Annotated in this window: 8 protein-coding genes; 2 read left to right on the plus strand and 6 right to left on the minus strand. The window is 53.5% G+C overall.

Annotated features, from left to right (window positions below):
• The coding region (locus tag N434_RS25530) for an ISL3 family transposase (RefSeq protein ID WP_146227715.1) at positions 1 to 838 on the minus strand (838 nt) is incomplete at its 3' end.
• 115 nt (positions 839 to 953) lie between these two features.
• Here N434_RS25530 and N434_RS24710 point away from each other — a divergent pair.
• Positions 954 to 1,226, plus strand: a complete 273-nt coding sequence (locus N434_RS24710) for a hypothetical protein (protein WP_110760710.1) — start codon at positions 954 to 956, stop codon at positions 1,224 to 1,226.
• Positions 1,227 to 1,484: 258 nt separating this feature from the next.
• Here N434_RS24710 and N434_RS24715 read toward each other — a convergent pair whose 3' ends face one another.
• The 5 genes from N434_RS24715 to N434_RS24735 all read right to left on the minus strand — a co-directional run bounded on the left by N434_RS24715 (position 1,485) and on the right by N434_RS24735 (position 21,631).
• A complete protein-coding gene (locus tag N434_RS24715) occupies positions 1,485 to 2,804 on the minus strand; it encodes an HlyD family type I secretion periplasmic adaptor subunit (RefSeq protein WP_110760711.1) in 1,320 nt (439 codons plus the stop codon).
• Positions 2,801 to 4,516 carry a type I secretion system permease/ATPase gene (locus N434_RS24720; RefSeq protein WP_286172402.1) on the minus strand — a complete coding sequence of 572 codons (1,716 nt, stop codon included), beginning with the start codon at positions 4,514 to 4,516 and terminating at the stop codon, positions 2,801 to 2,803. Before N434_RS24720 ends, N434_RS24715 begins: the two co-directional genes overlap by 4 nt.
• A gap of 10 nt (positions 4,517 to 4,526) precedes the next feature.
• Positions 4,527 to 20,246, minus strand: coding sequence for a calcium-binding protein (locus N434_RS26170; RefSeq protein ID WP_110760712.1), 15,720 nt, complete (start codon positions 20,244 to 20,246; stop codon positions 4,527 to 4,529).
• The gene (locus N434_RS24730) at positions 20,246 to 20,884 is read right to left on the minus strand and encodes a hypothetical protein (protein WP_146227718.1); all 639 of its coding nucleotides are present in this window, start codon (positions 20,882 to 20,884) and stop codon (positions 20,246 to 20,248) included. Before N434_RS24730 ends, N434_RS26170 begins: the two co-directional genes overlap by 1 nt.
• A 162-nt stretch (positions 20,885 to 21,046) precedes the next feature.
• Positions 21,047 to 21,631: a toxin-activating lysine-acyltransferase gene (locus N434_RS24735; protein WP_110760714.1), complete on the minus strand. Its 585-nt coding sequence runs from the start codon at positions 21,629 to 21,631 to the stop codon at positions 21,047 to 21,049.
• A gap of 341 nt (positions 21,632 to 21,972) precedes the next feature.
• Between N434_RS24735 and N434_RS25915 the strand changes: the two genes are divergently transcribed.
• Positions 21,973 to 22,164 (plus strand): polymorphic toxin type 15 domain-containing protein (locus tag N434_RS25915; protein WP_181424068.1); only part of this gene is annotated, 192 nt, incomplete at its 3' end.

Raw genomic sequence — 22,164 nt, forward strand, 5'->3', positions numbered from 1 at the left:
ATCCCTCGTATTGCAGTCGCTCGGCGGCGGTCAGAAGCTTCGGATTTACGGTTGCAGTGCCGATTGCCAGGCGGACCTGTCGCATCGACTTGCGCACGGCATCAAGAAAGGCGTGGCTGGCGTTCTCCATCAGATGCCAGCGGTCGGCGACCTGTTCGGCGTGTGGCAGGGCTTGTGCAGCGGCCTGTGCATATCCGCCGCCGCGGTCTCGTGCGACAATTTCGATCTGCGGCTGCTCGACCAGCCAAGCCCTGGCGGTCGGGGGCTCTCGGTCGGGCAACAACGCGATGGTCTTTCGCCGTTCCAGATCACAGATGATCGTGCCGTATCGATGATTGCGACGCCATGCCCAGTCATCGATACCGATAACGGTCGGCGGCGCCGGCGGCGGGCGATCATATCGGCGGACGGTTCGCAGCAGTGTATCATTGCTCACCGGAACTCCGAGACGATCGGCAAACCGAGCTGCCGGGCGACCACCCAATGCAAGAGCAAGATGCCTAACCAGGCAGTCCAGGCGTGCTGTCCGGCGAGCCATGGGGCGGACCACGCCGTCGCCGAACCGTTCGGCGAAAATCTTTCGATGGCAGTTGGTAGCACTACAGACGAAGCGCCGGACTGTCAGGTGCAATTCAATCCTTCGACCCGAACACGGAAGATCGGCAATCATCCGGGGATACCGACTATGAATACGACGCGACGCCCTCCCGCATTCGGGACATCTGCTATCTGGTGACCGACCGTATGCGGCAACGACGATCGCGTCGGCACATTGATGCACCGCTTCAACGCTTAACTCGGCAGGGATCAGATCCGAAAGTCGAAATTTGGTTCGCATGGCGCTGATTCTCCATTGGAAACCAAGCCAATTGAACTCAAAACATCATCGAGAATGAGTCAGACCCCTTATTCCATGCCTAATCACAGTCGAGCGCACCAAAGTCGAGATCAGTGTGCTGCGTAAAGCGGCGCAAAATTTTGAAGATTCGATCGATAAATCCACTGTCGCCGAAACGATAGCGGCGATCACCCGGGGCATTACCAACCAGGCCAAAGCGCTGGTCGCCGCCGCCACCGGTTTCGAAGAGAGTGCCACGGCTCTTGCTGAGGCGGGCCTGGCCGACCTCGCGAGCGCGGTCGAAGACATTGCGGCCAAGATGTCCAAAGATATTCTTGATCCGGTGATTGCACTTATCGACGCTCAATTCGCGCACATCGGTGTGTGAGGCGCAGGCGCGGGTTATATCCGTGTCACCGCCGATCCCTGTTATTTGATCGGCCGGACAGGGTAAGACATCTTGTACGGCGCCAACAGATCGTAGCGTTTTGGCGTACTGGATCGTAGTTTTAGGCTATTGTGGGATACTATAGCGTAGGAATTGGTTGCGGGGGCGTGAGTCCACGGAGACTTGCATATTTCGACAATGCTGAGCAGGCCAGTCCGGCAATAATTACGCCTTGCCCGCTACATCAGACATTGTGTTCTAGTCCTCCCGCATCGCTCGGTTGATTTGATCCACGAGCGGCTTGACCAGATACGACAAGGCAGTTCTTTCGCTCGTCTTGATGTAAGCTTCGACTGGCATGCCCGCGATAAGACTGAGATTGCCGAGTTTGGTCAGCTCTTCCGGCTCTATCTGAATTCGCGCCGTGTACCAGCTTTCACCAGTCTGCGGATTGTGAACGAGATCGGCAGCGACTGTTTTGACCTGACCACCAATTTCGGGGGTCGTACGTTGGTTGAAGGCAGAAAAACGCAGGGTCGCTTGCTGGCCGGCATGCATCTGGTCGATATCAGCCGGCTGGATTTTCGTTTCGACCACCAGCCGGTCGTTGACCGGGACGATCTGCATGACTGTTTCTCCGGGGCTAATGACGCCACCGATCGTGTGAACCGCGAGTTCATGCACGATACCGTCCTGCGGAGATCGAACATCGATGCGTTTCAACTGGTCGTCCGCCGTAACCTTTTGTTCTGAGAGTTCGGCAAGCTTGTTGTCGACATCACGTAATTCCGTCAGAACCTCCGCCAGCCGATCCTGATCAAGCTGAAGAATTTGAAGTTCAGTCTCCGTGACGCGCGTTGCGGCCCTTGCGATCTCTGCCATCAACTGACCGCGTTCCCCATCAAGCTGCGCGCGCAGCCGCTCCAGTTCTGCCAGGCGGTTGAACTGGACCAGTTGCTGATTGGCCAGACTTCTTACGCGGACGAGTTCCTGACCAATCCACGACAATTCCTCTTCTTTAGCACTCCTGCGAACGATCAGCCCCTCATTTTCTTGCCGTATCTGATCGATACGCTGTCTAAGCTGGGCTTTTTGACCATCAATGGTTTGTCTGCGCGCAGCAAAAAGAGCTACTTCAGCTTTGAGGTATTCGCCGCTTTCGGTATCGATTGCCTGGCTCGACGATACCGGCGGAACAACCATATTTTCAGCGTTTTCCCGCTCTGCCGACAGCCGCATCCTCCGCGCATTCAATTGCTCAATCTGTTTTTCAACGATAGCCAGATTTGCCCTGGTGACTGTATCGTCAAGCCGGATGAGTAAATCTCCTGCATTGACGACAGCCCCATTGCGAACCCCTATTTCACCGACGATACCGCCCTCGCGGTGCTGGATGCGCTTGACGTTTCCATCAACAACAACTGTTCCCGCCCCAATTATCGCACCGGAAAGATTGGCGGTCACAGCCCAGCTCCCAACGCAAAGAACCATGATTGCGAGGGTTGTAACGCCCGCAATCGTATAGGACCGGATGGCGCGACTGGCAGCGCTGGTTGTCGTGGCGTTATTGGGTGTCATGCTTTTTCCGATACAGCGCGCATTGTGGTTTTACGCAGCACCTCATCACGTGGACCAAAGGTGACCATTGCGCCCTGGGCGAGAACGAGGACGTTGTCGACGGCAGAAAGCGCACTTGGTCGGTGCGCGACAATCACCACAATGGCACCTCGCTCACGCGCCACCGCGATGGCGTTCGTCAGCGCCACCTCGCCTTCCGCGTCGAGGTTAGCATTTGGCTCATCCAGAACGATCAGGAAAGGTTTTCCGAACAATGCGCGTGCAAGACCGATCCTCTGGCGCTGGCCAGCGGAAAGAGCCGCACCGCTATTGCCGATCCTCGTATCATATCCCTCCGGCATCGACAGGATAAGGTCATGCACATCCGCCAGTTTCGCCGCCTCGATAATATCGGACGGGTCCGCCGATCCGGAAAACCGGCCGATATTCTCCGCAATGGTGCCGTCAAACAACTCGACCCCCTGAGGAAGATAGCCGATCGACGGGCCAAGCGCTTCCGGATGCCATTGATCCAGTTCCGCTCCGTCCAGTCTGACCGTTCCGCGCGCCGATGGCCAGATACCGACGAGCGCCCGCACGAGGGTCGATTTACCGGAGCCACTCGGTCCAATAATGCCCAGCGCCTGCCCCGCCGAAAGCGAGAAGGTGACATCACGCAAGGTGGGTGTCTGATTGCCAGGGGCGAGGACAGAAATGCCTGAGACAGAAAGTGTTTTTGAAGGCGCCGGGAGAGCCATTTTTTCCTGATCCGTGCCGATCTTTTCGAGAAGCTGACTGAGGCGGCCCTTGGCCTGCCTGAAGTTAACAAAACCACGCCATTGGCCGATCGCCTGCTCTATGGGGGCGAGCGCCCTGGATGTCAGGATGGATGACGCAATCATGGCACCCGGCGATGCAAGCTGCTTTATAGCCAACCACGCTCCCAGCGCCAGAACGGCGGATTGCAGTGCCAACCGAAATATCTTTGAAAAAGTCGAGAAGCTGGTCGTCGCGTCATTTGCCCGGCGCTGCATCTCAACATAGGCCGTATTTGTTTCATGCCATTTAAGTGCATAAGCGCTCTTCATGCCCATGGCATGCAGCGCCTCTGCATTCCTCCGCCCCGCCTCTATGTAGTCGGCTCGTGCCGATGAAAGCGACGCCACCCGGCGTGTCGGGTCACGCAGAACCGCATCGCTGCAAAGCGTCAGCACGATCAGCAAAGTCGCACCGGCAATCGCAAGCCAACCGAGGTACGCGTGAAAGAGAAAGAGGATGCCGACGTATAGCGGTAGCCATGGCATGTCACAAATGGCGACCGGACCCGGACCACTCATGAATTGCCGTATCTGCTCGAGATCCCGGACGGGCTGCCCAGCCACTTCCTTTTTCGACATCCTGAGTGGCAACAGCATCACCGCATCAAATGTTGGACCGCCAAGCTGCTCCTCAATCCGCTCGCCAATACGCGAGAGAATTCTTGACCGGATGAGTTCAAGAATACCGAGAAACAGATAAAGAGCGATGGCCAACATCGACAGGGCAACAAGCGTCGGCACACTGCGGCTGGACAGAACGCGATCATAAACCTGCATCATGAACAGCGGACCGGTCAGCATGAGGATATTGGTGAAAGCACTCAGGACCGCAACCGACGCGAAGGCACCACGTGTCACTCGCAAGGCAGCGGCGACTGAAGGTCGCCGCGCTTCGCTATTCAAATATTTCAACAAGAGTCAGATCCTATGCAACGAACCGCACGTCATCTCGATGCAGGTCGGAAAGATTGACGTTCGCGATCGTGATACCGTTGGTGCCGTCAATGTTAATGATGGTGTCATTGCCAACCTGCGATGCCGCAGCGAGAACAGCCTCAAAGTCAGCCAGGACGCCGTCCCGGAATTCGAGAACATCATCTGTTCCCGCTCCCGCAACAAAGTCGCCGATCGTATCCCAGCCGAAGTCAGGCTTGAACACAAAGGCGTCATTGCCGGCACCACCTTCGAAAAAGTCGGCAGTATTCTGAAAACCTTCAATCACGTCGTCGCCAGCAGTGGTTACCTGCGAAAGAAGCACAGAACGCATGTCCGCCTTGCTATAGGTCCAGTCCGTAAATACGAAGTTCTCCACGCCTGCGTCATCATCGAGGAGCGTGTTCTTTACAAGGATAGATCCACCATCTCCGGATCCCGTCGCCGACTCTGGAACAGTGATGAGCAAATCTTCACCCTGCCGTGAGAAACCGACGTCGGAGAAAGCAAGGCCTGTCACCGTCAAACTATCGGAATCGCCTTCAGCCAAAGCTTCCACGATGGTATCGTGACCGTCTCCCCGTCCATAGTTGTAGGCATCATTGCCAGCCAGACCGCTGAAATTGTTGTCACCACTAACACTCTCGAATACATCGTCATTCGCGGTACCAACGATGCTTGCTGGATCCAGAGAAGAACTGTCTTCGATCGCCATGATCGCTGAACGCGCCATCACACTGCCGTCCGCGAACTGAATTTGCTCAATCCCGCTGTAGCCGTCTGGTTCCGCCCATTGTCCCTCAACTGTGATCAGATGACCCGTTGAAGTCACATTGACTTCGAGCTTGGTTCCTTTTCGCAGGATTGTGACATCGGAACTGTTGAGGTCGGAAAGCAACAGGGAATCGCTCGTGCCAACCTCGTTTGCCTCATCGTTGATTTGATCGTTACCGTCACCTGACGAATAGACAAACGTATCTGACCCTACTCCGCCAGAAAGTATGTCATCACCCTTGCCTCCGTTGAGGAGGTCATTGCCGGCCCCTGCTCTTATTACATCGTTACCGCCATGACCGTGAATGACGTTCGCCGCCGTATTCCCCGTCAACACGTCTTCGAACTCGGAGCCTGTGAGGTTTTCAAAATTAGAGATAACATCACCCTGAGCATCGCCGCCAGCGGTCGCTCCAGTCTGCAGGTTTACGGATACACCACTTCCCGAGGATATATAAGTCAGGGTGTCGATCCCACTGCCACCGTTGAGAACATCGGCTCCACCGAGCCCTTCGATGAGATTGACCCCGCTATTCCCTATGATGGTGTTGTTCAACGCGTTTCCGGTACCATTGAGAGATGAGGAACCGGTCAACGTCAAATTCTCGAAATTCTCCAGCAATTTGTAGGAGATTGAAGAGGACACAGAATCGGTACCCTCACCTGCGAGCTCGATGACCTGGTCACCAGCGTTGTCGATAAGGTAAGTGTCGTCCCCGGCACCACCAGCCATGGAGTCAGCTCCAGTACCACCATTCAACGTGTCATTCCCGGCCCCACCAAGAAGAACATCGTTGCCGGCGCCACCAGCGAGGGTGTCATTACCATCGAAGCCCGAAAGTACATTATCTGCACTATTGCCGGAGATCGTGTTCGACAGTCCGTTGCCCGAACCGCTGATTGCCGTCGCACCTGTAAGTGTAAGGTTTTCGATATTTTCCGCGAGAGTGAATGAAATGGACGCGGAAACCGAGTCAGTTCCTTCATTCAATGCTTCGATAACAACATCTCCAGCGTCATCCACAACGTAACTATCGTTGCCTATCCCACCGAACATCGTATCAGCACCGACTCCTCCATCGAGGAGATCGCTCCCTGCTCCACCACGAAGCAAATCATTACCCAGCAAGCCGTAGAGCGAGTCATTACCGTCCTCGCCCGAAAGGTCATTAGATGCGTCGTTGCCTCTAAGGGTATTCGCAAGAGTGTTCCCCTTACCGTTGAGGGCCAGAGAACCTAGAAGTGTGAGATTTTCGACATTGTCGCTCAGAGTATACGAAACATACGCTTGGACCAGGTCCGTCCCTTCGGCGGAACTTTCACTTACCGCGTCGGCGATGTTGTCAACGATGTAGGTGTCGTTGCCCGCACCCCCGCGTAGCACGTCCGCACCGGAGCCTCCGTCAAGTGTGTCATGACCTGCGCCGCCTTCAAGAAGATCGTCACCGCCAAGGCCATAAAGGACATTCGCAGCCGTATTCCCTATGATGGTGTCAGCGAACTCAGAACCGGTAACGTTCTCAATATTGCTGAGTACATCGCCTTCAGCATGTCCGCCGCTTGCAGTGCCGGCCAGCAGATTGACGTCGATTGCACCATCAGACTCTGCATAGGTTACCGTGTCTGTTCCGGCACCACCATCGATGATGTCGCCGTCAGCCAAGCCGGCAAGCGTATTATTGCCAGCGTTGCCCACAATAGTGTTGGCAAGTTCATTCCCAACACCGTTAAGAGCGGCAGAACCCGTTAATGTCAGCTTCTCAACTTCGGAGGCGAGCGTAAAGCTGACAGACGATTGAACGGTGTCAATGCCCTGTCCTGCAAGTTCGACAACGAGATCGCCGACGTCGTCCACATTATAGAGGTCGTTTCCTGCCCCGCCCTCAAGAATATCGGCGCCAGCGCCTCCATTCAGGGTATCATCTCCTTCCAAACCGATCAGACGATCAGTGCCCGCACCGCCTGTTATGGTCTCATTGGCATCAGTGCCGTAGAAAGCCGCAATTGTGCGTAACAACGCGTCGAGGGACCAGTCGGTACCGCCGAGCGAACTGCCGTCGCCAAACAATATCCGTTCCACCCCACCTTCGAGATCGAGCTGATTGTCGAGTGTGACAGTTGCGCCCGTCGAGAGGATACGGATGGCAACATCGGTGAGGTCTGATGTCAGACGCTCGATTCGAATATCCACTTGATTCAAGCCAATCAAGTACAACGTATCAACGTCTGTACCCGTCACCCTCTCATTTACGACATCGCTGCCGTAGCCTTCCGAATAAACATATGTGTCATGTCCGACCCCGCCCGAAAGCGTATCGTTTCCGGCCCCACCGTCGATGGTGTCATCCGCGTCGGACCCGGTTATAGTGTCGGCACCAATGGTACCGCGGAACCACGCCCTGGAATTGATCATAGCCAAATCCCACGTTGCGTCCGAAAATTCGAGGCGCTCGATCCCCCAATTGGCTGACATCGAGTAGAACTGGTTCCGTACTGTAAGGATTTCGCTTGTTGCGTTGATCTTGATCGTAAGATCCTGCCCAACCCTTGAGAGCACAACGTCATTGCTCGACAGATAAGTTAGATCGAGAACGTCGACGTCAGTGGATGAGCCGGAATCATCGTTGATGAAGTCGCTGCCATCACCCGCACGATGAATGTATCGATCGTTCCCCGCTTTCCCGACCAGAGTGTCAGATCCCTTACCACCGGCAAGAACATTTGAACCCGTCGTTCCGGTCAGGGTATCGTTGAAGGCGGAGCCTGTAGCATTCTCGAAACCGGAAACCGTATCCGTCCCGGCACCACCCGTCGCCTGAGCACTCGTGGAGCCAAGGTTTATTGTAATCCCGGCGCCAGCATTGGAATATGAGAGCAGATCTTCACCTGCACCCCCGACGAGGACATTCGTCCCGCTACTGCCTTCTATAATATCATCGAACGAAGAGCCCGTGACGTTCTCGATATTGACAAGAGTATCCCCTTCGGCATCTCCCCCTGCAACAACACCCGTGGTCAGCGACACGCTTACGCCGGATGCCGAAGCGACATAACTTGCCGTATCGATACCAAGGCCTCCGTCGAGCATGTCGGCACCTGCCAACCCCGCAAGAACGTTGTTGCCAGAATTGCCCACCAAAACGTTTGCTTGAGCGTTTCCGGTCAGATTGATTGAGGAAGATCCAAGAAGTTCGCCGTTTTCCACGTTGGCGGCCAATGTGTGACTCGCCGAGGCTCGGACGAGATCGGTTCCCTCGCCAGCTTCCTCAATGATTTCGTCGCCGGCCGTATCGACTATGTAGATGTCGTTACCGGTGCCTCCGATAAGCGTATCGGCACCACCTTGCCCATCAAGTGTGTCATTGCCTGCGAGACCGCGCAGGATGTTGGAGTAATTGTTGCCTGTCAGCACATTTGCGGCACTGTTTCCAGTACCGGATATGCTGTTGGCCCCAGTCAGAACCAGTTTCTCGACATTGTCTGGCAAAACATAGGTCACGCTGGATTGGACCGTATCCTGGCCGCCATTCATTGCTTCGACAACGACATCGGAAACATGGTTGACTACGTAAACATCATCCCCCGCAAGGCCGATCATCGTGTCAGCTTTCACGCTGCCTGACATGGTGTCCGCGCCGGTAGTGCCCTCGTAGGCTGCCCGACGGTCGATCTCCGCGCGCCGCCATAATACTCCGTCCGAAAAGAGGATTTCTCCGATGCCATATTGATAGTTCGCATTCGAAGCATCGAAATGGTCTTGGATCGTTATGAACTCTCCGGTCGGATTTATGCGTACGCGCAGATCATTGCCATACACAAGCAATGAAACATCCGCAGATGTCACGTCGGTGAGTTTCAGGAGATCGGCGTAATCTCGGTCAACGCTATCAATAATCGTGTCATTTCCATCCCCCTTTTTCCACGAATAGACGTCTCCGCCTTGATACCCGCCCGTGAGAATATCTGCTCCCAAACCGCCCCTTAGTTCTTCGCTGACATAATTTTCACCCTCGATTGTATCATCGCCAGATGTGCCGGCCAGGAGGCGGTTCGACGCCGGGCTGGCAACTGAATGTGCAATGATCTCATTTCTTGAGGCCCATTCGGTCGCGTCGGCGAATTGGATGCGTTCGACTGTCTTGTCAGCTCCGAGGAAGAAGTCTTTCAGCAGGACGTCAACCAAATACCCATCCGCACTACGGAAAATATATAGATCTTGCCCGTTGGCTGCGCGCTCGAAGCGACCATAGTCTGTGACATCCCCAAAATCGAGCACCAGGACGTCGTTGTCAGAGGCCCTCCCATCATCGCTAATGGTAATCGTGCCCAGATCACCATAGTAGCGGTAGACATCGCTACCCGTTCCGCCGATGAGCACATCACCATTTCGGCCGAGCAGAGTGTCATTTCCTCCAAGAGTGCTGACCACCCCACCGCCGAAACCGATAACGTAGTCATCGCCTGCCGAGCGATTGTGTTCGAAATATAGGTCAACCAGTCCTGCGTAGCTCAAAGTTGAACCGTCCGCCTCGAAATAAAGGTGATCTATAAAGTTACCAGTACCTAGAAGGCGCAGTCGATCGCCTGTCCCCTGGATGGAAAGGATAACGAACGTCTCAAGTCTCCCGCTTCCGCTTCCGCTTAACTCCAGCTCGCTGGAAATGCGAATATCCTCAAGATCGACCGACGAGCGGAAGCGTACATAGTTTTCAAACTCAAGAGGATAGTTTCTATAACTCAGGCTCTTTTTGTCGTAGACAGTATCGGTTCCGTACCCCCGACCGAACACATAGACGTCACCGCCGCCCTCACCCCGAAGAATATCGTTACCTGCACCACCGTCGAGAACGTCGCTCTTTGGGTCGAAGCCGATAAGTTCATCATCGCCTGCTGTCCCGGTGAGGAAATAGGCCAAGAGATCGTCAAAGGTCCAGGAGGTTCCGTCAGCAAATCTGATTTCATCAACGGGTCGAATGAAGTCCCGGGTTCCGTTCACATCGATGCCGACGCCGCCGGTAATTGTTATGACTTCTTCCGTTGGCAACACCTGAATATAGATATGGTCGTGCGTACCAGCATGGTAGAACGAATCCCGGACGACGCGAATATTTTCCGGTCCGACACCCAGGCCTAGTTCGAGGAAATCAATGCTCGAGCTAGAGTTTTCATTGATGCGATCATTACCGTCTCCAAGATTCCAGACGTAGGTATCATTCCCTTCGTTCCCATAAAGGACATCGTCACCCTTGCCGCCCACCAGGCGTTCGTCTGCAGTCGTCCCGCTTAGGTCATCATCACCGTCAGTTCCTCGAAGAACGGCATCCGGGTTGACCAGGAGGTCCAGCTCCTGGCGGGTAAGAACAGTCCCATCGGCAAACTCAAACCGGTCGATACCGGCGGATAAACCGTTTTCCATCGCATATTGGCCGAATATGCGGATACTGTCGGAAGTGCCGGCAATTTGAATGAGGAGACTGCCTGCCTCGTAGGCCGAGTTCCATTCATATGGATTGCGCGCATCACGTGTGAGAATTAGGTTCGAAACGTTTATACCAGTTCCGAAACGGAGCGTGTCGAAACTGTATGTTTTTGATGAACCGATCGACTCGATAATTCGATCCTGCCCCGAGCCCAGACCAAAGAAGTAAGTATCACTCCCTTCGCCTCCATAGAGGTCGTCATTATCTACTCCGCCATCGAGATAATCATCGCCACCTAAGCCCAGGATTCGATCATCACCAGCACCACCAAGTAGAACGTTGTTTCTGAAGTCACCTTCAATCAGATCGTTACCTGATGTCGATTGCATAAATCGCTGTGCGAGTTCCTGAGAAGTCCATTTGGTCCCATCCGAAAACTCGACTGTTCCGACAACATACGACTGGAGACTTCCTGAAGTCGAGAAGTTTGACGCGAATTGCTCACGGACGGTGATACTGTCCCCTCCGCCAGAAACCGTGAGAGTTAAACCGGTCCTAGTGTAATCAGTAATGATGTTGAGACCATCGTTGGAGACTGTGAGCAGGCCATCTCGGCCAACCGTAACATTGGAAGGGCTGACGTTGGCGTTAAAACGAATAGTATCGTTCGGGTCAACATCATCGGTTGCGCCGTAAATTTCGTCATGACCATCTCCCCGACCAAAGAGGTAAACATCCTCTCCGTCGCCACCGAAGAGAGTGTCGTTGCCTCTGCCGCCCGAAAGGACGTCTCGTCCGGCGCCGCCGTCGAGCCAATCATCGCCCTCTCCGCCATCGAGAACGTCGTTGCCCTGCCCAGCCGTTAGCTTGTCGTTTCCTTGGTGGCCATAGATCTGGTCAGGGCCTAAGGTCCCTTGGAGGTCATCATCACCAGGCGTCCCGATCAGCGAAATTCCGGGGTATGCTCCACGAACTGTGAGGGTGACAAACTGAGAGACACTGGCTCCATCCGCGTCTGTGGCCTTGATTTCAAGCATATAGAGGCGGTTCCCCTCGGTGATATCGAGGAGTGGTGACCTTCCTTTTAATGTTGCGGTCACTGGATCAAAACTCAACCACTCGGGAAGAACGTCGTCGCCCTCCAAGCGGATTGAATAAGTCAGGCCGGGACTGTCAACGTCTCCGAAGCTATCACCCGGAATCAAAATCTCGAAATTCGAGAAACTCTCTACAATGAAATCGGGAATGGTATTCGTGACGATCGGTGCGTCATTGACTGATCGGATGACGAGATACATGCTTGCGTCTACCGATGCTCCTGACCTGTCCGTCGCCCTGACGACGACGGATAAAATGCCAACATCGGCATCATCTGGTACGCCGTAGAACGAACTGGTTGCTGGATTGAACTGAAGCCATTCAGGCAAAACCGAGCCATCGGCCTGGAAAGCCTCAAGTGTTAGCTGATCGCCTGCATCGATGTCGGCAAAGATACCCTGAGGAACCGCGTAGGCAAATGGAGCTCCCTCTGCCGTGTAGAAACTTTCGAGTTGTTCTACGACGTTCGGAGCGTCGTTCGTGTTGCCAACAACAAGCGACGTCGTCGTGCTAACGCTCGCACCACCAACGTCAATAGCGGTGATCCTGATTTGAAACGAACCTACGTCGCCATTATTAGGTGCCCCGGTGAATCGACCAGTGACCGCATCCAGTTTAAGCCACGACGGGAGTTCAGTTCCGTCGGCCATTTCAGCCGTATACCTCAAACGGTCGCCCGGCGTGATGTCGTTGAAAGCGCCGGCAGGTATATCAAATACAAACTCGAGATCCTCGGTCGCGTTTAGTGACGCGATAGGTGAACCCAGCGTAGGATAGGTGTTATTCGTGCCGATCGCGATACCAAAACGGGTCGTGCTTGCCGCGATACCATCGGACGCAGTTACCACAACATCAAGGACGCCCCCATCAACTGCAGTTGGCGTACCTGAAAAAACTCCGGTGGCGGGATTAAACGTGAGCCAACCCGGCAAAGCGCTTCCGTCAGCACGAGCGGCAGACAAAATGACTTGTTGAACGGGAATTCCCACCACCTCGTTATCGGGATCGATGAACGTACCATTCGGGAGCTGATACGAAAACGAGACGCCTGCGGTCGCCACTTGGTTAGCGGGAAGGATTCTTACCTCAGGCGCGTCGTTTACGTTCAAAATCTCGATGTCGAAATTTTGGCTGCTACGGTCGCCGTACTTGTCAATCGCTGTGAGCGTGATTGTCAGCGTTCCTACGTCATCATTTTCGGGCTCTCCATAAAAGCGGGTGCCATCAAATTGAAGCCATGTGGGAAGTTGAGAACCATCGCTGAGGGCCGCCACAACACTTATGTGATCGCCCGCATCGGGATCACTGAACAAGCCGATTGGCAATACAAAAGAGAACCATGCATCCTGCTCAGCAGTCTTCTCCGTCAAAACTGAAGTCATTTCCGGCGCGCGATTGTTTGCTCCGGCCTCAATTTGCTCGGCAGTCCACTGTACTCCGTCTTTGAAGCGAATAGCACCAATGACCCCATTAGAGAAATGGTTCGTGACAATGATCTGATCGCTGGAATTGCGTATGGAAACGACCAAATCGTTCGGATTGGTGCTATCTCTCGAGAGGTCAACATCTCGGGCGAAAATCCCGCTTCCAAACTCGATAACGTTGGCCCCATTTGGAGTCCCGAAATCATTTATCGTGTCAACACCATCACCTCGGCTGAATATATACACATCGGCACCACCGCCGCCGTTAAGTGTATCGTTTCCATGACCACCCTCTACGCGGTCTTCAATCGCCGAACCAATGAGATTGTCGTTTCCCGTCGTCGTCGAATTTGCAAGCGCCTTTTGAATTAGCTGGTCTTTGCTCCAGATGGTTTTGTCGGCGAACTCAACCCATTCAATTCCATTTGCGCCGCTCAGATGACCATCGAGAACCAATCTGTCGCCGTTACCGAAGTCGAGAATGATCGCGTCGCCATCTGTCTGGCTGAGAGAGACGTCAACATTGGTTGAATGTAGCCCACCACCCAGTTTAACAATATCGGCCCCGCTCGTTCCAACCTCAGTAATGACATCGTTGCCGTCACCGAGGTTGAAAAGGTAGGTATCCCCGCCTGATCCTCCGGCAAGGTGATCGTTGCCTTTCCCACCCGACAATATCTCAGCAAAATCAGTACCTGCGATAACATCGTTGCCGTCTGTCTGCTGCGACTCAACCAGTTTTTGGGCAATTGTGTTTCGCGACCATACGGTTCCATCCTGGAACTGAACCTTATCGACACCAGACGTATCGGACGCAAACACATCGATGAGTGTCACGCTGTCAGTCGTTGAATAGGCAAGCTTTACGCTATTTCCAACCCGCTCAACCGTAACGTCTTTGGCAAGAATACCTGCTCCAAATGTTAGCGTATCGGAGGAACCAGCACTATCGATGATTTCGTCGTGACCGTTCCCAAGATTGAGACTGTAGCGATCCTCCCCGCTATTACCGCGAAGTATGTCATTGCCCGCAGACCCAAGGAAAAGGTCATTTTCTGTCGTGCCTTCTATGATTTCGTCACTGGCTCCTGATCGCGCGCTCAGCATCTGATTTCTTATCTCAGCCTTGCTCCAGACGGTACCATCTTCGAAACGGATGCTTTCGACGCCACCCGTGTAGTTCCAGGCATGGAACTGCCTTTCAATAACGATGCTGCCGGCATCATTTTTAAAAGAGATCGTGAGGTCTTCGTTCGTCTCTCCCGAGCGGGTGAGCACTAACTCATCCGATGTAATGCCCCCGGTGAGGACAAGCTCGTCGTTCCGGGCCAGCAGCAGTGTTCCAGCACCCGCCCAGTCGAGAATTCGGTCCGCACCATCGCCGCGATTGTAAACGAAGAGATCTCTTTCAAGAGAACCGACAAGCGTGTCGTTGCCCAGACCGCCGTAGACTACTCCTCCATCATCCGATTGAACTGTTTCATTAACGGACTCGGCACCCGTCGCTCGACTGAGAATATCAGACAATGTGAGCGTGACTGTCCCGGCGCGGATTTCCGCCAGGGAACCAGACGCGAGGAAATTCCTGATGGTAAGCTTATCGGTTGGAGAGTTGCCGAACTCGATCACGAGATTGGTGTCATCGAACGAAAATGTCAGCTCGTTTGCTGTGATGCCGCCGCTGAATTCGAGAATCTCAATATCACCAGCACCACGATCGGTAGCTGCGTCGATAATATCGCTCCCGTCGCCACGCGCAAAATGATAGGTGTCATTCCCGGTTCCACCGGTTAGCAGATCATTGCCTGCATTGCCGTGGAGGACATCGTCTCCTGCTCCTCCAAACAATTCGTCAGCGCCTTGACCGCCCATAAGCGTGTCATCACCAGCCTCTCCGAATAGCCGATCTGAGTCCGCCCCGCCTTCAAGAGAATCGTTGCCGCTGCCGCCAAAGATCAGATCATTGTCATCTCCACCGAGAAGCTGATCGTTGCCGGCTCCTCCGAAGAGAACATCATTTCCCTTATCGCCATTGATGACATCAGAACCAACGCCGCCGTCGACAAAATCGTCACCAGCGCCAGCCGAGACCGTATCGTCGCCTTGATATGCATGGACGCGATCGTGGCCAGCCGAACCGGTCAAAACGTCAGCAGACGAGAAACCCGCAATCAGGTTCGTCGCGCTAACCGTGGCATCGGCGATCGCGGATATGGTGTTCGGATCGAAAACCGAGCCGTTCTTGAATTTGAAACTTTCAATCGCCCAAGAGAGACTCTCGAAACCCTCAATAGTCAGACGATCGGAAGTGCCCGTTACCTGCAGAACAAGATTCCCGCCATTTCTCGTTATGGTGAAATCGGACAGGTCATGAGCCAGGAATTCGAAACGGTCACCTTGGCTATTATCCAGGACGACAACATCCTGACCAAAGCTCTGTTCAAATCGATAGGTATCGGCACCACCGCCGCCTTCCAAACGGTCATTGCCCAACCCGCCTGTAATCACATCGTTGCTGCCCGACCCAAGAATAGAATCATCCGCAGAACTCGACTGGCCTTGCAGGTATCGTTGAATTATCTCAGCGCGCGTCCACATTGTGCCCGCGGAAGTCATGACCTTGCTGAGTTGATGGGCACTATCTGTGAAGAAACCAGTCACTGTGACCGAACCACCACCTGCCCCGCCGATCTGGACTATCAAGCTTCCAGTAAAACCACCCGACGGATGCGGCTCTCTCAGGAATGTTACGTCACCCGGCAGAATATCTGACCCCAGGATCAGAACGTCTGAACCGGCGTCTCCAAGCACAGATTGAATAACGTCATGACCACCGCCGCGCTCCCAGACAAAGGTCTCGCCAGCCCCCCAGCCCTCGAGAATGTCATCACCAGCACCTCCGTGGAGAACGCCGGCGGAACTGGATCCGTAGATGTGATCGTTGCCCGAGGTCGTAGCCTGGCTATAATATCGGTCGAGAAGATCGGAATGGTTCCAGACCACCCCATCGGAGAATTCAAAACGATCTACAGTGGCAAAATCAATGAAATTTGTAGGGTTGATCAGCTTGATCTGATCATCGGTTCCACGGACCCGAAGAATTATTGAATTGTAGTTGTCTCGAAGAACTTCTATTTCGCCTGACGCAATGTCCAGGAACTTGACAGTGTCCTTGCCGGTGTTGTTGTAATCTCGAAGTTCATCACGGCCGTCACCACGAGCGAAAATGTAGGTATCGTCACCATCGTTATCGACAAGGATGTCGTTACCCAATCCTCCCCGGATTTGATCTGCGCCGATTCCTCCGTCAATCCGATCGTCACCCGCACCGCCGAAAAGCAAGTCATCGCCTGCTCCACCAATAATGCGGTCCGCGCCCCCGCGCCCGTCGATCGTATCGTTACCGTCCTTTCCGTCGAGGATTTCCGCAATGTCGATGCCAACCAGTTCGTCAGAACCGTTTGTTCCCTCGATATGGGATTGTGCCGTCCCCCCCTGGCTGTCCGGCAGCACCGAAATATCCGGGGTGTCCACAGAGTTTGGAGAGGACAGATCAGCGTCCACGCCCTCAAACAACCACAGACCCTGCTGTTCTGTTGTTAGAGAAGACCAGCCCACGATGCGGATACTGTTATCTTGACCATAAGTTATCAGTAAGTCCTGGCCGCCGGTCCCATTGTCCACCAGAGCACGTTGCATCGTGGTCGGATCGAGCCCGCCGAGAAAACGGACAATACTGCCTTCAGGTGAGGTATCGATGATAACGTCGTTACCGTCGCCTTGCTGAAAGACGTATGTATCCCGGCCCTCACCGCCCACGAGCGTATCGTTACCGCCTTGGCCATTAAACACATCGTCGCCGGCGCTGGCCGTAAGTACGTTTATTCCCTCATTGCCACTCCGGTATATACCGCCGTTAATTGAGTTACCTGAAGACGAACCTCCCGCCGATGCGGCGAGGCCCCGTAACCCTGGGCCAGGCGAGCTTCCATTACCGCTCAGATTGATTTCTTGAGGCTTGAAGCCGAGACCAGCCAGCTTCTCTCTAATAGTTTCAAGAGAAAGCGTGTCCCAATCATCCAACTGGCCATTTTTGTTGGTGCCGCTGTCGAGCGCATTGCGCCAGGAGAGATTTTCGATGGTTATACCGAAATCGCCTTGCCGCCATCCCTTCAATGCGATCTGGTATTCTTCTTCCTGCTCCAGATTCATTGTAATCGTGACGTCGGCGGTCGTTACACGGCCGCTAAGATCGTACTCGGCGTTTTCAAGTGTGTAGAGTTCGCCTTGCGTTCCGATAATGCGCTGGACATAAGGATCCAGCCAGGCTTGCTTCAGAATAAGTAAATCGCTGAGCATCATTGGCATCAGCGACGTCATGATAGCTAGCCCGATTCCTCCAAATAAGGGCGAGCCAACTCCCGCGTATCCGGACAGAGCTGCAATATAACCTGTATATTGCTTCACATGTTCTGCCAGCCAGGCCTCTACCCGATCGGTGGTGGAAATACCGTAACTCTCGCCGTTCATCGTCGGAGGTGCAGCGGGAACCGCGAGAATGTCGATAAACGTGCTTACCGCGCCACCAACAAGGTCGAACTTGTCGAAATCAAAAGCTGCTCCACCTATGAGTTGCTTGCCATCGACAAGCAGAACCGGTGTGGTTCGCTCCTGATCATCCAGGTTTTCGTCAATCTGGATAATGTTTAAGGTTTTCCCTGCTGCTTCGCCGTTTTCCCTTGTCGTGGAGAAATTGATGAACAGGAAACCTTGCTCCCATGGCGTGGGAGACCCCGGATTTGCTTCATCGATGAAATCGACGATGTTGTCCCCAGCCCCCATGTCGATGACAATGGGTGCGTATGCCGCGTCACCCCGGAGCATAAAGCGATCAGCATTGTCTGTCAGTTGAACCTTTTCGATTGCAATCAGAGTATCGACGCCAGTAGCGCCACTCTTGATATCCTTGACCGAAATCTCAAGCGCGCCCACGCCACCGATTTCAGTCAGCTTGAGATCAGTGATTTCCACGCCTTCAATTTGCGGAACGGTTGTACCGACGTGATCATCCACCGTATAATGAACGGTATCGGTTTCCGCGTTCCCGGCGAGCCATTGGTGAAAATCTCTCAAGGGATCTTCGCCCTGGTCTCCGCCAATATAGATGTCGCTCTCGTTTTGACGACCCGTTTCCCCATCTCGCTCGGAAACGGAATCAACGAGTATGTCTGATCCCTCCCCACCAAACAGGATATCACTGCCGAGGCGACCACTCAGGATGTCGTCGCCGTCTGCTCCCGCAATCATATCATTTTGATGACTGCCATCGATCTGGTCGCTCCCGTCCCCAGAAACGAACAGGCTTGCACGATGTGCATCAAATGTATCGTCTGGGTCTGACAGTGTGAGGACAAGTGGCCCATCCGCGAGCGCGAACTGGATCGCTGTCAGTGTTTTCGGCACCGAAAACGGTGAGGCAGACCCACTATCCTTATAGAGTTTTTCCATCGCCTCAGAGACGACCGGCTTAGAAGACAGTCGATTGTCGCTAAAGAGAGCATTCACAATCTTGGTGACGCCAAGGATCTCCACCGCCGTCGGATTCTCCGAACTATCACCAATGTTCCAAAACTCTTGGTCCAGATTCAGTGACAAAATGGTGGCGTCAGCAAGACTGTCTGTCTTGCCCCCCGTAGCGGTTAGAAAATCGACAACACCATCTTTTGGTTGAAGCGCGCCACCCTCATAGTTGTGATAGTTCACCTTATCGAACGCTAGCGTAGCGGCGAACTGCACGATAATCTCCGAGATGCCCCGGGCAGAGTCCTCAAGAAGACCGGATTTTTTATCCGAAGCGATTACTGAACCGAGCGCATCTGCGTCATTGAACAAGGCCCGGATTGCAGAGTTGCCGAAAATGTAGCCAAAATTCGCTTCCTCCTCAGCGGAGTTGCTGTCCAGGACCGAGTAGGCGATGGCGGTCAGCATCTTACCTGCGGCGTTATAGTGCCCTTCGGTGTCTTTTGGCTGAAAGTTCGCTGCCATGGCGATTTCATTACTGAACAGCGACGTCAGCAGATCGTTGGCAATAGAGGACCACGCAAGGTGTGATTTTTCCTGAGCGTATTTGAGCGTGACAAGCAATGCCTGGCTATGGCGTGAAAAATCCAAAAGCGGGAGGGCGTCCCAATTGTAGGTACCCAGCATTGTTTTTGGAACAAACTGTTCTGCGCCCGTTTGCCCTGCTGCAATCCCGGCACCCAAAGAACTGAACAGCGGACTGCCCGTGATAAAGCTAAGAATGTTTCCGAGGTTCATCGCAATAGAACCATCGCGAAGTCCAGCGTTTACCTCGCCTTCCACAAAGTATCCCTTAAAATTCCCAAAGCTGGGAATATGCATTTCCATAAGTTCAAGCAGCTCGGGTGTTACCGTATCAATATCTGGATCAAACAGGCCGGTGCGCCGCGCCAACTCTGTGGCAATCGCCGCCATAGCTCCCTCGCCAAACGGCATGTGATCGAAACCGACGCCTGTGGCTCCGGAAATAAACGACACAAACCCCGCGAGACCACCGCCGAGCGAATGCCCCGTGAGGATTGGCTGCGCACCCGTATCGTCAAAAGCGGAGTGCCCCATAACCTGCTTGTAAAAGTCCAACGCCAGGGTTGCCTGCGAGGCTTCTCCATAACCGCCCCCGAGGGTCCATCCGTTCCAGAGGTCGCTAGCGCTTTCGAAAATTTCGGTATTGTCCGTACCGCGGTAGGAGATTACCGTTTCCGTACCCCATGTATAAGCGATCGCGTAAAAACCAGCATCTACACCTGGGGTGCCTGTAACGGTATCGCTTTGTAGACTGACCGTGGCGGTGCCAATTGTCGATCCAACACCGCCTAAACCGCTATCCACCACGCCTCTGTTGTAACCACGATTGTATGCGTCCATAGACAGGATCGCCAAAAACAATTCATCAGAAAACGGTTTTAGGGAGGTCATTAATTTTTCTCCGTATCGAAGTTGCCCGCGCTCAACGAGTTGGCAAAGCGGTTAATTGCGTAAATTGTCTCAAAACGATTGCTATCGAGCATCTTGTCGTAATATTCGTTCAACCAAGGCAGGACGTTTTCGACCTTCCCTTTCGTCACCCGTTCTCTGGTAATCGACAGGGTGATCGAGCTTAGTGAAGTACCTTGACCAAAAAAATCTTCGAGATCGTCGGGATCTACTTTCTTCACCGTCTTCGGATCATTGATATCAGTGAAAGCCACCAACAACGGATAGTCGGATCTGGTGAGCGTGGCAGTTGCCGGCTTTGACATACGTTCAAATTTTGGAGCAATGTCGACGGGTGCTTCTCCTGGGAAAAAAAGCCCATAGGGTCTCGGCATATCCTTCAACAGCGCGAAAAGGTATTTGCCTGGAAGAACCTCAAGGACAACCGCCTCCCCTTGAAGTTCAAAAAAAGCACCTCTTGCTTCAGGTAGTGCGAAGGGGCCGTCTCGATCTTCCAAACTGGCCTTCATTACGCTGGACGCGGATTTTGGACCCGACGGGGTCTCAACAGTAACCGTCAGCTTTTGATGCCACGACCAACTGTCATCGCAACCGCCAAGCAGCAACAGCGAGAATAACAACGGAATTTTCCATAGAATTCCAAATAGCTGCATCGGATACCAGTTCCGCAGAATAAATGCTTACCAACGAAACTCGGCCTCCAAGCCAAACTTCAGATCAAAATAAATGTGGCATTCCCGCAGGTTTTAAGTCGCGGGAGAACACGAAGAAGCATTCAGAAATCAGTTAACGGGCTGCTCGGTTGGGAGCGTGTTTTTGTCATCGGACTTTGCAATAAGACTATGTAAAACGTCGCTATCCACCAGGCGCCCTATAACAGGATGAACCTTTATCTGGCTCTGCTTGGCGACTGTGTGGAAATTTGAAAGCACTGAGGTAGCGAGCTCCCGCGTCGGTGCGATAACATCCAGCAACCAGACGATTTGGCCACTGTTCCAGTCAGTGGGCTTCAACCGCACTGGAAAAACACCAGCCTTGACCTGCGCAACAATCTTGGCATCGACATCCGCACTCACGCTTGCCCAGATTGCGATAGCGTTTGGTGCCAAAGTGGTCTGTTCGGCTCCATCGTCCTCTTTTTTCGATGCGATTACGATACGATCGTGGCTAAGCGGATCGATGACCAAATGACTGAGATCGGACAGGCTCTGGCTGCGATAGCGAGGAACGGAACTGAGCGCGAATACGACCTGTCCAAAAATCGAAAAAATCTGCCCCTTGGCCTGTAAGAGCTTTCGGATCACGTCCTCGTTTACAGTATCGGACGCCGCTTTCCGATGAGACTCGTCATCTAAAAAAATTGTCATATTGCCCCCGCAATACCGCCACTTAAAGCGTTGATGCTCTTTACATCTCCGGAAGCTATCAGATCAAATTTCGATTGCAAGTTGTATATTTACGACTAAGTTAGGATTATAATTAACAGCCGTAGACACGCTCAAATCAACGCAGAATAAACGAACTTCCATTCTGGGACAGTGGTGCTGACATCCGAACTGAGACGTTTGCAAAAATTCAGGAACACAGAAAGGAAAATAAACCGACGCAGGACCCGGAGCCGAAACCTGTTCCTGTGCCGCCACCTGGATCAAATGTTCGTATCGATGAGGATGAAAACCGTAGATGCCGTTTATTGATAATCTGCTTTATGCCCACAAAAAGTACGATCGATCTCGATGAGTTCAAGCGACAAATGGAATTGCAGGAACAAGGGCTCAACAATATGAGTCCGCAGCAGATGTTGGCCAATCAAGCAAAGTATTTGGCGAATCCGGCGGGTATGCGGGCTTTGTCAGAGCCGCTGCAGGCGAAAGCGCGCCAAGAATATAGGAATGACCCG

It is taken from the genome of Rhizobium sp. UGM030330-04, assembly GCF_003208455.1.
Taxonomy (GTDB): domain Bacteria; phylum Pseudomonadota; class Alphaproteobacteria; order Rhizobiales; family Rhizobiaceae; genus Agrobacterium; species Agrobacterium rhizogenes_A.